This window comes from Arthrobacter sp. SPT-J7 (assembly GCF_059089965.1).
Genome location: NZ_JBNHFF010000064.1, coordinates 1 through 14,455 on the forward strand (window position 1 = coordinate 1; position 14,455 = coordinate 14,455).

15 protein-coding genes are annotated in these 14,455 nt (G+C 65.6%); 13 read left to right on the forward strand and 2 right to left on the reverse strand.

The window, feature by feature from the left end:
* The 3 genes from AC5RWX_RS22700 to dapF all read left to right on the forward strand — a co-directional run.
* A partial coding sequence (locus tag AC5RWX_RS22700) for a MiaB/RimO family radical SAM methylthiotransferase (RefSeq protein ID WP_494098562.1) occupies positions 1 to 1,134 on the forward strand: 1,134 nt, incomplete at its 5' end.
* A gap of 3 nt (positions 1,135 to 1,137) precedes the next feature.
* The gene (gene miaA / locus AC5RWX_RS22705; RefSeq protein ID WP_494098563.1) at positions 1,138 to 2,034 is read left to right on the forward strand and encodes a tRNA (adenosine(37)-N6)-dimethylallyltransferase MiaA; all 897 of its coding nucleotides are present in this window, start codon (positions 1,138 to 1,140) and stop codon (positions 2,032 to 2,034) included.
* A 123-nt stretch (positions 2,035 to 2,157) separates the two neighbouring features.
* Positions 2,158 to 3,102, forward strand: coding sequence for a diaminopimelate epimerase (gene dapF / locus AC5RWX_RS22710; protein ID WP_494098564.1), 945 nt, complete (start codon positions 2,158 to 2,160; stop codon positions 3,100 to 3,102).
* Here the strand turns inward: dapF and AC5RWX_RS22715 are convergent.
* The gene (locus AC5RWX_RS22715) at positions 3,083 to 3,697 is read right to left on the reverse strand and encodes a class I SAM-dependent methyltransferase (RefSeq protein ID WP_494098565.1); all 615 of its coding nucleotides are present in this window, start codon (positions 3,695 to 3,697) and stop codon (positions 3,083 to 3,085) included. The two genes, dapF and AC5RWX_RS22715, sit on opposite strands and share 20 nt — an antisense overlap.
* Before the next feature lie 428 nt (positions 3,698 to 4,125).
* On the opposite strand from AC5RWX_RS22715, the gene hflX reads away from it, so the two are divergent.
* Both hflX and AC5RWX_RS22725 read left to right on the forward strand, forming a co-directional pair.
* Positions 4,126 to 5,706, forward strand: a complete 1,581-nt coding sequence (gene hflX, locus AC5RWX_RS22720; protein WP_494098566.1) for a GTPase HflX — start codon at positions 4,126 to 4,128, stop codon at positions 5,704 to 5,706.
* Entirely contained in the window at positions 5,699 to 7,756 is a 2,058-nt protein-coding gene (locus AC5RWX_RS22725; RefSeq protein ID WP_494098567.1) for an ATP-dependent DNA helicase, read from the forward strand. The genes hflX and AC5RWX_RS22725 overlap by 8 nt, the downstream gene beginning before the upstream one ends.
* Before the next feature lie 4 nt (positions 7,757 to 7,760).
* On the opposite strand, the gene lexA is transcribed toward AC5RWX_RS22725, so the two are convergent.
* On the reverse strand, positions 7,761 to 8,489 hold the full coding sequence (lexA, locus tag AC5RWX_RS22730; RefSeq protein WP_494098568.1) for a transcriptional repressor LexA: 729 nt from the start codon (positions 8,487 to 8,489) through the stop codon (positions 7,761 to 7,763).
* 323 nt (positions 8,490 to 8,812) lie between these two features.
* Between lexA and AC5RWX_RS22735 the strand changes: the two genes are divergently transcribed.
* The 8 genes from AC5RWX_RS22735 to AC5RWX_RS22770 form a co-directional block, all read left to right on the forward strand.
* Positions 8,813 to 9,217, forward strand: coding sequence for a LysM peptidoglycan-binding domain-containing protein (locus AC5RWX_RS22735; protein ID WP_494098569.1), 405 nt, complete (start codon positions 8,813 to 8,815; stop codon positions 9,215 to 9,217).
* Positions 9,218 to 9,370: 153 nt separating this feature from the next.
* On the forward strand, positions 9,371 to 10,489 hold the full coding sequence (locus tag AC5RWX_RS22740) for a histidinol-phosphate transaminase (RefSeq protein ID WP_494098570.1): 1,119 nt from the start codon (positions 9,371 to 9,373) through the stop codon (positions 10,487 to 10,489).
* A 60-nt stretch (positions 10,490 to 10,549) separates the two neighbouring features.
* Positions 10,550 to 11,176, forward strand: a complete 627-nt coding sequence (gene hisB / locus AC5RWX_RS22745) for an imidazoleglycerol-phosphate dehydratase HisB (RefSeq protein WP_458778959.1) — start codon at positions 10,550 to 10,552, stop codon at positions 11,174 to 11,176.
* The gene (gene hisH / locus AC5RWX_RS22750) at positions 11,173 to 11,937 is read left to right on the forward strand and encodes an imidazole glycerol phosphate synthase subunit HisH (protein ID WP_494098571.1); all 765 of its coding nucleotides are present in this window, start codon (positions 11,173 to 11,175) and stop codon (positions 11,935 to 11,937) included. Before hisB ends, hisH begins: the two co-directional genes overlap by 4 nt.
* Entirely contained in the window at positions 11,938 to 12,096 is a 159-nt protein-coding gene (locus AC5RWX_RS22755; protein WP_181037399.1) for a hypothetical protein, read from the forward strand. It abuts the gene before it with no gap.
* A 72-nt stretch (positions 12,097 to 12,168) separates the two neighbouring features.
* Positions 12,169 to 12,915, forward strand: a complete 747-nt coding sequence (priA, locus tag AC5RWX_RS22760; protein ID WP_494098572.1) for a bifunctional 1-(5-phosphoribosyl)-5-((5-phosphoribosylamino)methylideneamino)imidazole-4-carboxamide isomerase/phosphoribosylanthranilate isomerase PriA — start codon at positions 12,169 to 12,171, stop codon at positions 12,913 to 12,915.
* Positions 12,916 to 12,944: 29 nt separating this feature from the next.
* Positions 12,945 to 13,826: an SseB family protein gene (locus AC5RWX_RS22765; RefSeq protein WP_494098573.1), complete on the forward strand. Its 882-nt coding sequence runs from the start codon at positions 12,945 to 12,947 to the stop codon at positions 13,824 to 13,826.
* A gap of 51 nt (positions 13,827 to 13,877) precedes the next feature.
* On the forward strand, positions 13,878 to 14,455 hold a 578-nt coding region (locus AC5RWX_RS22770; RefSeq protein WP_494098574.1), incomplete at its 3' end, for an MFS transporter.

Below are 14,455 nucleotides of genomic sequence, written 5' to 3' on the forward strand. Positions count from 1 at the left end.
GCCCGGCACAACGACGAGGCGCAGCTGGAGATCCTGGAGTCGCTGGATGTTTTCCCGTCCACGCTTCCCACCAAACGTGACTCCGTGTACTCGGGCTGGGTCTCCATCTCAGTTGGCTGCAACAACACCTGCACGTTCTGCATCGTCCCCGCCCTGCGGGGCAAAGAGAAGGACCGCCGGCCCGGGGACATCCTCGCTGAGATCCAGGCCCTGGTGGACGACGGTGCCATCGAAGTGACCCTCCTCGGCCAGAACGTCAACTCCTACGGCGTGGAGTTCGGCGACCGGCAGGCCTTCTCCAAGCTCTTGCGTGCCTGCGGGGAGATCGAGGGCCTGGAACGGGTCCGTTTCACCAGCCCGCACCCCGCTGCCTTTACTGACGACGTCATTGATGCCATGGCCGAGACGCCCAACGTCATGCCGCAGCTGCACATGCCCCTGCAGTCGGGGTCGGACAAGGTCCTGCGCGAGATGAGGCGGTCCTACCGGTCCACCAAGTTCCTTGGCATCCTGGAAAAGGTCCGGGAGAAGATTCCCCACGCCGCCATCTCCACTGACATCATTGTGGGCTTTCCCGGCGAAACGGAAGAAGACTTCCAGGCAACCCTGGATGTTGTGGAACAGTCCCGCTTTGCCACGGCCTTCACCTTCCAGTACTCCAAGCGCCCCGGCACGCCGGCAGCGGACCTGCCGGACCAGTTGCCGAAGGCCGTAGTGCAGGAGCGCTTCGAACGCCTCACCGCACTGCAGGACCGGATCGCTGCGGAGGAGAACCGGAAACAGCTCGGCCGCCGCGTAGAGGTCATGGTGACCGCCCAGTCAGGCCGCAAAGCCGAAGAAACCCACCGGCTGTCCGGACGTTCCCAGGACCAGCGGCTGGTGCATTTCTCCGTACCGGAAGGAGCGCCGGCGCCGCGCCCTGGAGATCTTGTGACTGTCACGATCACAGAGGCCGCATCCTTCCACCTCGTGGCGGACCCCACCCTTGAGGACTACAGCCTGCGCCGTTCCCGTGCCGGCGACGCCTGGGACAGGTCCCAGGCAGATTCCTGCGGAGCACCGGCACCGGGTGCCGCCAACGGCCGGGGCGGGGTTTCCCTCGGGATGCCTGCCCTGCCTGTCCGCAGCCGCTGACGCGTGGGCTCCCCGCCGGTTATCGCCGTCGTCGGTCCCACCGGCTCAGGCAAGTCCGATTTGGCCGTAAGCCTCGCCCTTGAGCTGGACGGCGAAGTCATCAACGCCGACGCCATGCAGTTCTACCGGGGCATGGACATCGGTACCGCAAAAATCACGATGGTTGAACGCCGGGGCGTGCCGCACCACCTCCTGGACATCCTGGATGTCACCGAGGAAGCCAGCGTTTCGCAGTTCCAGCAGCAGGCGCGCGCCGTCATCACCGACATCCACGCACGCGGGAAGCGGGCCATCCTCGCCGGCGGCTCAGGACTGTACGCGCGGGCCGCCCTGGACGTCCTTGAATTCCCCGGGACGGACCCGCAGCTGCGCGGGCAGCTTGAGGAACAGCTTGCATCCCAGGGCACTGGTGCACTGCTGGCCCGCCTCCGGGCCGTTGACCCGGTGTCCGCCGGCCGGCTCTCCGACAACCGGCGGATCATCCGGGCCCTGGAGGTCCACCAGCTCACCGGACGGCCGTTCAGCTCCTTCATGCCACAGCGCGAGTATCACCAGCCCGCAGTACAGATCGGCCTCACAGTTGACCGGGACCAGCTCCGCGACCGCCTGGCCCGCAGGGTGCACCGGATGGTGGACGGCGGCCTGCTCGCCGAAGTGGAGCGGCTTGAAGCGCAGGGACTGCGGCAGGGCAAAACAGCGCCCCGTGCACTCGGCTACTCGCAGTTCCTGCGGGTCCTTGACGGCGAATTAACCGTCCTCGAGGCTGCCGAGGAGACAATCGTGGCAACCCGGCAGTTCGCCCGGCGGCAGCTCACCTGGTTCCGTGCCGATCCCCGCGTCAACTGGCTGGACTGGCAGGATCCGCAGTTGGTGTCCCACGCGGCCGCCCTCTGCAGCTGAACCGGGCACCCCTGCTGCGGGCGCGGGGTCATTCAAGGCGGGTTCCGCCGGCCGGAGGTCGCTGTTTCCGGACATCAATTCCCGGTTTCAGGCCAACTCCGCCCGACCGGTAACCTTGACACCATGAACGCAACCCTCGCCGAGACATCAGAGCACGCCTTGCGCACGTTGGGCGGGCTCCGCTTCTCCAAGGGGCACGGCACAGGCAACGACTTTGTCCTGGTTGCCGACCCGGAGGGGATGCACGCCATAGGGGCCGAACAGGTGGCAGCCCTGTGTGACCGCCACCGCGGCATTGGTGGAGACGGGCTGATCCGCGCCGTTCCGTCCCGCCTCCTGCCCGAAGGCCGCCAACTGCTGGCCGCGAACCCCGGCGCCGAATGGTTTATGGATTACCGCAACGGCGACGGGTCACTGTCCGAGATGTGCGGCAACGGCGTCCGGGTCTTCGTCCACTTCCTCCGCACCGAGGGCCTGGTGGACCTGCCCGACGGCGGTGCTCTCACCATCGGCACCCGCGCCGGGGCCAAGACCGTCGTCCGGACCGGTGAGGATTACGCCGTCGACATGGGCCCCTGGGAGTTCATTTTCCCGGGCGAGGCTACCGCCAAAGCAATGGATTCCCTGGTGACAGCTGACGGACTGGAAGTTCCCCGTCCTGCCTTGTCCATCAGCATGGGCAACCCCCACACCGTGGTAGCCCTCGCTGAACTCGCCGAACTCGCAGCGACCCGCCTCTTTACCGCGCCCGTGGTGGACCCGGTACCCGCCAACGGCACCAATGTGGAGTTCGTGGTTCCGTCCGAACCGCTGGTGCAGGACGGCGTTGGTTCGGTCACCATGCGCGTGCACGAGCGTGGAGTAGGGGAGACCCAGTCCTGCGGAACCGGAGCCTGCGCCGCGGCGGTGGCCATCAGGCACTGGGCCGGAGCGGAAGCCCCGGACGCGTGGCAGGTGCATGTCCCCGGAGGTGTGGTAGGAGTGAAATTCTTCGCCGGCCCCGGCGGCCACGAACACGTGGAGCTCAGCGGTCCGGCCGTTATTGTGGCTACAGGGACGCTTTCCTGACCTTCAGAATGCGGAAGGACTTTGAGGTTGATTCCCGGCTCACGCTGAAGGACTCATCCAGTTCCGCCGACAACCAGCGCTGAAGCGAGTCCGAGCCCAGGTTCTTCTGCACCACCAGCCAGGCGGTTCCGCCCGGCGCCAGGCGCGGCAGCCACAGCCTCAGGAGCGAATGCAGTTCGGCCTTGCCGATCCGGATGGGCGGATTCGACCAGATGGTGTCGAAGCGCACCTCCGGATCCACAGCGTCAGGCGCGCTGGCCACCACATTGGACAGCCCCAGCGCAGCCGCGTTCTCGTTGGTGAGAATGATGCAGCGTTCATTGACGTCCACTGCGTACACCTGCGCATGAGGCGCGCGCAGCGCCATGGTGAGCGCAATCGGACCCCAACCGCACCCGATGTCGAGCAGGTTTCCGGTAGGCGAGGGCGCGGGAACCTCCGCGAGGAGCACGGAGGTTCCCTTATCGATCCCGTCCGGGCTGAAGATGCCTGTGGACGTCTGCAGCCTGCGCGTTTCCCCTGCGAGTTCAACCGTAAGCGGCTTCCGGGTGAACGGGCCGGCGGGGGATGCGCTGAAATAGTGTGCGGACTCCATAACTCGCCAGAGTAGTTCCCCCTGCAGCGTAAAGTGAAACCCTGCCCTTTGCCCCTCTGCTAATGTTGAAGCCATGTTCTTGATCTTCGAGTAGCCGGCAGGGGCCCTGCCCCTCCCGCAGCCATGTCCCACAGCGACGCAGGTATTTAAACCTTCCGCCCAGTGCACCGGACCCGCGTAGATGCGATCGTTCCGGCCGCCGGACAATACTCGAAAGTCGAGCTTCCCGCTGGCTCTTTCGCCGATTCTCCGGCTCCTTTCCCTTTTGCCACCTCTACGTGATGTGGCCGCCACCGCCAGCCGCTTTCCCGGCCCGGCGAACCCATCAGGAGAACTGCATGACCGCAGGCCGTCAGCCCAGCGCGAATACTTCCCCAACCCGCAGCAATCGGCACTATTCTGGAACTGCCGAATCTTCAAAGGAGACCATGACCAGCCAGCCCAACACCGGATCAGATCCAGCCGCCCAGGACATGAGCCCTGAGGAAATCCAGGCCGTGATCGACCGGATTCTCTCCAAGGACGTACCGGCCAAGAGCGTCAGCACGGCAGGCGATGCCAGCCGCGGCGACGGGAAGGGTGTGCTGGGTAAGGCACAGGCCATATCCCGCCTGGATGATGGACATTCAACGTACGACGGCGACCAGCAGGACCTTGAGGAACGCCGCGCCCTGCGTCGCACGGCTGGCCTTTCCACGGAACTGGAAGACGTCACCGAAGTCGAGTACCGCCAGCTTCGCCTGGAACGCGTGGTCCTCGCGGGCATCTGGTCGGAGGGAACCCTGGCAGATGCAGAAAACTCGCTGCGCGAGCTCGCCGCCCTCGCGGAAACAGCAGGCTCGGAGGTTCTGGACGGACTCGTGCAGCGCCGAGACAAGCCGGACCCGGGCACTTTCCTTGGCTCGGGCAAGGCGCTTGAACTGAAGGACATCGTGATGTCCACCGGTGCCGACACCGTTGTGGTCGACGCCGAGCTGGCTCCGTCCCAGCGCCGTGGCCTTGAAGACATCGTCAAGGTCAAGGTCATTGACCGCACGGGCCTGATTCTGGACATCTTTGCCCAGCATGCCAAGAGCCGGGAAGGCAAGGCGCAGGTGGAGCTCGCGCAGCTCGAGTACCTCCTGCCGCGCCTCCGCGGCTGGGGTGAGTCGATGTCACGCCAGGCCGGTGGCCAGGTGGGCAGCGCAGCGGCCGGCATGGGTTCACGTGGTCCCGGTGAGACGAAGATCGAACTGGACCGCCGAAGGATCCGTACCCGCATGGCCAAGCTGCGGCGGGAGATCGCCGCGATGAAGCCTGCCCGGGAGACTAAACGCGCCAACCGCCGTCGTAATGAGGTGCCCTCGGTGGCCATCGCCGGGTACACAAACGCCGGTAAGTCCTCCCTGCTTAATCGCCTGACCGACGCCGGTGTGTTGGTAGAGAACGCGTTGTTCGCCACCCTGGACCCCACGGTCCGCAAGGCCGAAACCGCTGACGGACTCGGTTACACGCTGGCAGATACTGTCGGTTTTGTCCGTTCCCTGCCCACCCAGCTGGTTGAGGCCTTCCGCTCCACCCTCGAGGAGGTTGCGGACTCGGACCTGATCCTTCACGTTGTGGACGTATCGCACCCGGACCCTGAGGGGCAAATCGCTGCAGTCCGCAAGGTCCTCAGCGAAGTGGACGCCCGCAAGGTTCCGGAAATCATTGTCCTCAACAAGGCCGACGCCGCTGACCCCTTTGTGGTGGAACGGTTGAAGCAGCGCGAACCGCGCCACGTTGTGGTGTCGGCACGCACCGGGGAAGGCATCCCCGAACTGCTGCAGGCGATCAGCGAGGCCATTCCGCGTCCGTCGGTCAAGCTCGAGCTGCTGATTCCATACGACCGCGGGGACCTGGTCAGCAAGCTGCACGAGTCCGACGCCGAGATCATCAGCGTTGACCACGATGAAGCCGGTACCCGGGCAGTTGTCAAAGTCCGGGAAGGCCTCGCGGCTGAACTGGAATCATTCATCAGCAATGACTGACCTGGCGGCTGACGAAGCCACAGGTACGGCCGGCGAGCAGTTCGTGATCGAGCTGCTCGACCGCGCCGTTGCCGGCATGGGTGGGCAAAGCCGCAGCGGGCAACATGAAATGGCCAGGCAGGTGGCCCGGGCTATCGAAACCGGGGACCACCTGCTGGTCCAGGCCGGAACGGGTACCGGCAAGTCATTGGCGTACCTGATACCCCTGATAGCCCACGCCATGGAGAGCGACAAGCCCGCCTTGGTGTCCACTGCAACGCTCGCCCTGCAGACACAGATTGTGGGCCGGGACATTCCGCGGCTCCTCAAGACGATTACCCCGGCGCTGGACCGGCCAGTGAAAGTGGCCTTGGTTAAAGGCCGGTCCAATTACGTCTGCCTGCACAAGCTTGAAGGCGGGTTTCCCTCCGAGGAACCGGCGGAGGGCCAGTTGTTTTCCCTGGGGGAGGACACCAGCGTCCCGCATTTTGCTGCGGCTGTGGGCGGTCCTGCTTCGCAGCTGGGCAAGGAAGTGGTGCGCCTGCGGGAGTGGGCGGAGAAGACCACCACCGGTGACCGCGATGAGCTCCTGCCCGGCGTCACAGACCGGGTCTGGCGCCAGGTCTCCGTCACGTCGATGGAATGCCTGGGCGCACAGAAGTGCCCCATGGCCGCGGAGTGCTTCAGCGAGCTCGCACGGCAGGACGCCGCCGAAGCCGACATTGTGGTCACCAACCATGCAATGCTCGCCGTCAGCGCTTTTGAAGGTTTGGCGGTGCTGCCTGAATACGACGTCGTTGTGGTTGATGAGGCCCATGAACTCCAGGACAGGGTCACGGGCGCTGTCTCGGGGCAGCTGTCTGTGGCCATGGTCCACGCAGCTGCCGCCGGCGCCCGCAAGCACACAGCCATCACGGTGGATGCACTCAACGCAGCAGCCGCAAACCTGGAGGTGGCCCTGGCCGGGGTTCCCAACGGGCTGCTCCCCAACGGACTCAACGATGAGCAGCTGGACTGTGTGGACCAGCTGCGCGAGGCCTGCAGGGCTGCCTTGTCCGACTCCAAGGGGGACAGCAGTACATCGGCCGACGGCGGGCGGCAGCTTGCGCGCTCCCGGCTGATGCTCATCCTGGAACTGTGCGAACGGCTCCTTGCCGCCCGGGAGAACCGGGAAGTGGTGTGGTTTTCCCGTGCCAGCTCCTTTGACCCGCAGCAGGGATATTCCCAGCCGGACGAGACTGCGCCGGCGCTGATCAATCTTGCCCCGCTGTCCGTCGCTGGACGACTGCGGGAGGGATTGTTCGCAGGGCACACAGTTGTCCTGACCTCCGCTACCCTGGCCATCGGATCCGCCTTCGAGCCCGCAGCGGGCGGCCTGGGGCTGGTAGGCGAGGGTGCGCCTGGCTGGACCGGTGTTGACGTCGGTTCGCCCTTTGACTACCCGAAGCAGGGAATCCTCTACGTGGCCGGGCACCTGCCCAAGCCCGGCCGGGGGGCGTCTCCTGAAGCACTGGCCGAATTGGAGGCCTTGATCCGGGCTTCCAACGGTGGTGCCCTCTGCCTGTTTTCGTCCCGGCGAGCGGCAGAGGAAGCGGCCGACGCGCTGCGGCCAAAGCTGGACATGACCATCCTCTGCCAGGGCGACTCCACCATGACGGCACTGGTGAAGCAGTTTGCCGACGAACCCGATACTTGCCTGTTCGGCACCATGTCGCTGTGGCAGGGCGTGGACGTTCCCGGCGGGTCATGCCGTCTTGTGGTCATCGACCGGATTCCCTTTCCCCGGCCCGACGATCCGCTGATGACCGCGCGATCCCGGGCGGTGGCACAGGCCGGAGGCAACGGCTTTATGTCCGTTTCGGCAACCCACGCCGCCATCCGGCTCGCTCAGGGAGCGGGACGGCTCATCCGGTCAACGGGGGACAAAGGTGTGGTGGCGGTGCTGGATTCCAGGCTGGCCACCGAACGGTACGCAGGATTCCTCCGGGGCGCACTGCCGCCCTTCTGGTCCACAACGGACAGGACGACAGCCGTCGCGGCGCTGGAACGGCTGGCCAGGGAGAACGCCTGAAAGGCTAGAGCGAGCGCAGCACCGACACAACCTTGCCCATGATGGTGGCATGATCGCCCAGGATGGGCTCGTACTGCGTGTTCTGCGGCAGCAGCCAGGTGTGGCCGTCGCGCTGGCGGAAGGTTTTAACCGTGGCTTCATCGTCAAGCAGTGCCGCGACGATGTCTCCGTTGGCCGCGTCTGCCTGGCGGCGGACCACCACCCAGTCACCGTCGCAGATGGCGGCGTCCACCATGGAATCGCCGGCAACCTTGAGCATAAAGAGTTCCCCCTGGCCCACCAGTTGGCGGGGGAGCGCGAGGACGTCCTCCACCACCTGGTCCGCCAGAATCGGTCCACCGGCAGCGATCCGGCCCACGAGCGGAACCATGGCAGTGTCCATGGCGGTGGGAAGCGCGGTGACGGTGCCGGCAGGCAGGAGCGCGGCAGGTTGAGCTGCCTGCTTGGGCGAACCACCGTCCAGGGTGAGGGGCATCAACACCTCCATGGCGCGCGGCCGCTTCGGGTCACGCCGGAGGTAGCCCAGCTTTTCCAGCTGCGAGAGCTGGTGGGTGACGCTGGAAAGGCTCGCGAGGCCTACTGTGTCCCCGATTTCCCGCATTGACGGCGGATAACCGTTGTCATTCACCGAGCGCTGGATGGTCTCCAGAATTTTCTTCTGCCGCGGCGTCAGGCCTTTGGCGGTCTTCTTCGGTTGGGAGCTCGCCCTGCCCCCGGCGGCTGCTGCTGCCATATTCGCCAATGCCTTTCGGTTGCCCCGGACTCTTTTTGGCCCGGACCTGAAGTTCACGCCGTCAATGTCAGACCCTGCTGATCAACTGTCGAGGTGGTAGTTCCTGTCTTCAAAGTTAGGCCAGCCACATAGCTTTTTCAAACATTTGTTCTAGCGAGTCTCGACATTATTCGTTGATAGGTGCTAAAACAGGAAGAGGCAAAGTTCGAACATTTGTTCTATTCCGAACGTAGCCATTCGAAGACCCGCACCAAGGGTCGCAGGTAGGGCGGGTCCGGAGCGGAACATCGGGCAGCACAGTAAAGGTCCAGGAGGGCTAATTCATGTCAGCTACATCTGCTTCGCAGGAATCATTCCCGGTGCATCACCTCAAGTCCCGGCGGGACAAGCCGCACGCTGTTCGTCCTGCACCGCTTCCGCCCCTGCGCCTGACGCGGCGCGGGAAGATCGTCCTGATCGGAATCCCCCTGGTGCTGCTCGCCGCCCTGCTGCTCTCCCTGGCAGGCTTCTTCAACTCGCCCGCCAAGGCCTCGGACTCGGCGGCGGACCTGGCTGTGACACCAACCGTCACCGTCACTGTGCAGCCGGGTGAGTCCCTGTGGGCCATTGCGGGAAGCGTCGCACCGGAGCGGGACGCGCGGGACGTTGTGGCAGACATCGTGCAGCTCAACAATTTGGCCGCCGGCGCGGTCCTCCCGGGGCAGCAACTGTACGTCCCCACCCGGTAGAACACTTCAAGCGCGCGCCGGAAACGCCGCGGTATGCGTTGGAATGGAGCCCCGGTAAAGCGTGTATCACGTGCCCCGTGGCAGGGGCACGCTGAGTGCGGACAGGGAGCCGTCACATTTTCCGGTGCCCGGTACGGGCACTAAACTGTTCAGGTGAATGACCAGCTAGAGCGCCTCAATCGGCTACCCCTCCGCAGCAACCTCCGTGGGCTCACCCCTTACGGGGCGCCCCAGCTGGATGTTCCCATCCTCCTCAATGTCAACGAGAACACCCATGGTGTGCCGGAGGACGTGCGGGCCGCCATCAGCGCAGCGGTGACAAAGGCCGCCGCGGGCCTCAACCGCTACCCGGACAGGGAGTTCAGCGAGCTGCGGAAGGCCTTGGCGGAATACCTGGGCCACGGGCTTGATGAGTCGAATGTGTGGGCGGCCAACGGCTCCAACGAAGTGCTCCAGCAGATTCTCCAGGCATTCGGCGGCCCCGGCCGCACGGCGCTCGGCTTCCCGCCCACGTACTCCATGTACCCGCTGCTGGCCAGCGGCACGGACACCGAATACATCGTGGGTGAACGGGCTGACGGCTACGGCCTCAGCGCCGGGTCGGCCGCGCTCCAGGTAAAGGAGCTGCAGCCCAGCATCGTTTTTCTCTGCTCGCCGAACAACCCCACGGGAACCGGCCTGGGGCTCGACGTGGTGGAGGCTGTGTATGAGGCCGGCGAAGCGAGCCAGACAATCGTCATCGTGGATGAGGCCTACCACGAGTTCGCACATGATGGAACGCCCAGCGCCCTGACCCTCCTGCCGGGCAGGGAGCGGCTGATCGTCTCGCGGACCATGAGCAAGGCCTTTGCCCTGGCCGGAGCGCGGCTTGGTTACATGGCCGCCGCTCCGGAGGTCACGGACGCACTGCGCCTGGTGCGCCTGCCGTACCACCTCTCCGCCATTACCCAGGCGACGGCCCTCGCAGCCCTCCAGCACCGTGAGGCGCTGATGGCCGATGTTGAAGACATCAAGAAGCAGCGCGACCGGATCGTGGCCGAACTGACCCGCATGGGACTCAAGCCAGCCGCCTCCGACTCCAACTATGTTTTCTTTGGCGGGCTGGAGAATCCCCACCAGGTCTGGCAGGAGCTGCTCGACTCCGGTGTCCTGATCCGCGACGTCGGGATTCCCGGCCATCTTCGGGTGACGGCAGGCACTGAGACGGAAACCACAGCGTTCCTCACTTCCCTGGAAAGCATCCTTGCCGGCCAGCGCGCGCTTCCGGCCTAGACTTGTAGCAGCGGCGCTGTACGCCCTGAACCACTCCTTCTTCCCAAAGGACACTTGACCATGAGTTCCACCGGATCCAATGCGGCCGTGGCCCGGACCGCGCGCATGGAGCGTGCCACGAGTGAATCCTCCGTGCTCGTGGAGATCAACCTTGACGGTACCGGCATTTCGGACATTGACACCTCGGTGCCCTTTTACGACCACATGCTGACAGCGCTCTGCAAGCACTCCCTGATCGACCTGACAGTAAAAGCCACCGGAGACATCCACATTGATGTCCACCACACTGTGGAAGACGTTGCCATCACCTTCGGCGAGGTGCTGCGCACCGCCCTGGGAAACAAGGCCGGAATCCGCCGCTTCGGCGAGGCCACCGTTCCGCTGGACGAAGCACTGGCCCACGCCGTCGTTGACGTGTCCGGCCGTCCCTACCTCGTCCACGGGGGTGAGCCCGCAGGCCAGGAATACCACCTGATTGGCGGACACTTCACTGGCTCGCTCACCCGCCACGTCTTTGAAGCCATCACCCTGCACGCAGGGATCTGCCTCCACATGAACGTCATCGCCGGACGGGACCCGCACCACATCGTTGAGGCCCAGTTCAAGGCCTTCGCGCGTGCCCTTCGCGCCGCAGTCGAATCCGATCCGCGCGTTGAAGGCATCCCCTCCACCAAGGGCGCGCTGTGAGCGGCCAGGTGCTGCGGGACGGCGCCATCATCGATCCCTCAGCTGCACAGAAGCTGCCCTCGCCGGAGGGCAAACCTACGGTAACCGTATTGGACTACGGCTCCGGGAACGTCCGTTCAGCGGTCCGCGCCCTCGAGCGCGCAGGCGCAGAGGTGATCCTCAGCTCCAAGCCCGAGGACGTCCTGAACGCCGACGGCCTGGTGGTTCCCGGCGTCGGAGCCTTTGAAACGGTCATGCGCGAGCTCAAGGCCGTGGACGGCATCCGCCTCATCGGCCGCCGGGTCGCCGGCGGCCGCCCCGTATTGGGCATTTGCGTGGGCCTTCAGGTGCTCTTCGAAGCCGGCGTGGAACACGGTACGGAAGCTGAAGGCATCGGCGAATGGCCCGGCAAGGTGGAACTCCTGCCGGCGGAAGTCGTTCCGCACATGGGCTGGAACACGGTGAAGGCGCCCGAAGGGTCAAAGCTCTTCGCCGGCGTCGAAAACGAGCGGTTCTACTTTGTGCACTCCTACGGCGTGCAGGAGTGGAACTTTGACGTCGTCCAGCCGCGGATGGCGGCGCCCCTCGTCACCTGGTCAGAGCACGGTGCCCCCTTCATCGCCGCGGTCGAAAACGGCCCGCTGTGCGCCACGCAGTTCCACCCGGAAAAGTCCGGCGACGCCGGCGCCAGGCTCCTGCGCAACTGGGTGCAAGCTCTCCGCAAACCTCCCGCGGCAGGTAAACCGGGTGAAACCGGCGAAACGCCAAGCAGCGGCGCCTGAATGTGGTCCGTTATCCTGATGGGCCTCGCCGGCCTGCTGATTGGTGGCGCGCTGTCCTTCCGGCAGCAGCATAAGCCCCTCTGGACGCAGGTCTCGTTCTACGTCCTGGCGGGCATGGCGCTGCTTGCCGCCTACCTGCTGACGCTGCCGGCCAACTAGCTGCTGAATAACCGACGGCCCGCCTGCCAGCTGTCCGCCGCACCTCCCTGCCCCCTAACACTGAGGATCACGATGAATTCCGCTACCGACCTGCCGATACTTGAACTGCTTCCCGCCGTCGATGTCGTCAACGGCCAGGCCGTCCGGCTGGTCCAGGGTGAAGCAGGCAGCGAAACCAGCTACGGTACTCCGCTGGAGGCGGCCCTGAACTGGCAGCAGCAGGGTGCGGAGTGGGTCCACCTCGTGGACCTTGACGCGGCCTTTGGCCGTGGCTCCAACGCTGAGCTCCTCCGGGACGTTGTTGGCCGGCTGGACATCAAGGTTGAGCTCTCCGGCGGCCTCAGGGACGACGCCACGCTCGAGGCGGCACTGGACCTGGGCGTGGCCCGCGTGAACCTCGGCACGGCAGCGCTGGAGAACCCGGAATGGACCCGCCGGGCCATCGAACGCTTCGGTGACAAGATCGCCGTCGGGCTCGACGTCCGCGGAACCACGCTGGCAGGCCGCGGCTGGACCAAGGAAGGCGGGGACCTCTGGGATGTCCTTGGCCGGCTCGAAGAAGCAGGTTGCTCGCGGTATGTGGTTACCGACGTGACCAAGGACGGTACCTTGCAGGGACCCAACGTGGAACTGCTCCGCCAAATGGTCGAAAAGACCGGCAAGCCGGTGGTGGCATCGGGAGGTATTTCGAGCCTGGATGACCTCAAGGTTCTGCGTTCCCTGGTACCGCTGGGCGTTGAAGGTGCCATCGTTGGCAAGGCGTTGTATGCCGGGGCCTTCACGCTGCCCGAGGCCCTGGACATCGCCGGCCGCCGCTAGGCAGCCGGCACGCAGCATCAGTAGACACCATGGCCAGCAACGAACCAGGCACCCCGCCGCAGCGCCACCTTCCCAGCCACATTGCCGCCGCATTGGCTGGGGCAGGTAGCGCCGCCGACTCTGCCGGGCAGCCCTGGGCGGGGCGCAGCCTCGCCGGTGACGCCGCCAGGATCCATAACTTCGAGGACGACGACGGAACGGCCGACGCCGGCTACGTCGCCGCCGTTGCGGCCCTGCAGGCACGGCGGGGGGACGAGGCTGCTGTGGTCGCCGCGCTGGCCACCGCCCGCGTTTTTATTCCGATCGTTGCCCAGCTCGCCGAAGAAGCCGAGGGCCAGGATGGCCTTCAGGCTGACAAACAGGCCGACATGGCTCTGGTCACCCTCAAGGCCGCCGACGGCAGGACGGCCATGCCTGCCTTCACGTCTGCTGAAGCGTTGGCAGCCTGGCACCCCGAAGCGCGGCCCGTCGCGGTCTACGCAGCCAGGGCTGCCCTTTCTGCGGTCTCCGAAGGCGCTGACCTGCTGGTCCTGGACCCGGGGGCGGCAATAACGTTTGTGGTCCGAAGGCCGGCCATGTGGGCCCTGGCCCAGCAGCAAGACTGGATCCCGTCCTACACCGACGACGTCCTGGCCGGCGAGATGCGCCGGGCTGCGGCGGGCTTCCCGGCGGTGCGCGGCCTGGAACTTCTTCCGGGCAGGGGGGTGGCGGCCCGAACCGCCGACGGATCCGTCCTTGCCGGCGGCGGCGCCGGTCCCGAGCTGCAGGTGGTCCTGTACCTGGCCGACGGCCTGGACGCCGACGGGGTGCAGCAGCTGGTTGCCGGACTGCAGGCTGAGTGGTCCCGGAATGTATTGTTTGGTGAGCGGGTCGACTCCATGGAACTCAAACTGCGGCGCGCTGTCCACTAGCTGCTGCCAGGAGGGGACCCCGGCCGGCTGCGGCAGACCGAAGGATCTTTCGTGAATTTCGCTCTCTACCGGGAGTTGCTGGCCGTCCAGCCCATCCGGCGGCTGCTTCTGGTCGGCATGATCGCCCGTATCCCGCACTCGGCGGCCGGTGTGCTGCTGACCCTGCACATTGTCCTCACCCTGGGCCAGGGGTACGCGGCTGCGGGTGCCGCCGCTGCCGTGATGACCATCGGTATCGCCCTGGGCGCTCCCTGGCGGGGGCGGCGGGTGGACACCGTAGGCCTGCGCAGGGCATTGATTCCCTCTGTGGTGTCCGAGACCGTCATCTGGTCGATAGTGCCGCACGTCTCCTATCAGTGGCTCCTTCCACTGGTGTTTGTGGGCGGGCTGCTCACGCTGCCCATCTTCAGCGTGGTACGCCAGTCCCTGGGCGTACTGGCGGACGGCGAACAGCGCCGGACCGCCTTCGCCCTGGACGCGATCACTACCGAAGTGGTCTTTATGATCGGTCCTGCCGCAGGCGCCATCGTGGCCACCAGCGGCTTCAGCGTGGCGGGCTTGACCATCGTGGGCGTCTGCACGTCGTTGGCCGGCCTGTTCCTGATGTGGTTCAATCCGCCAACAAGAAG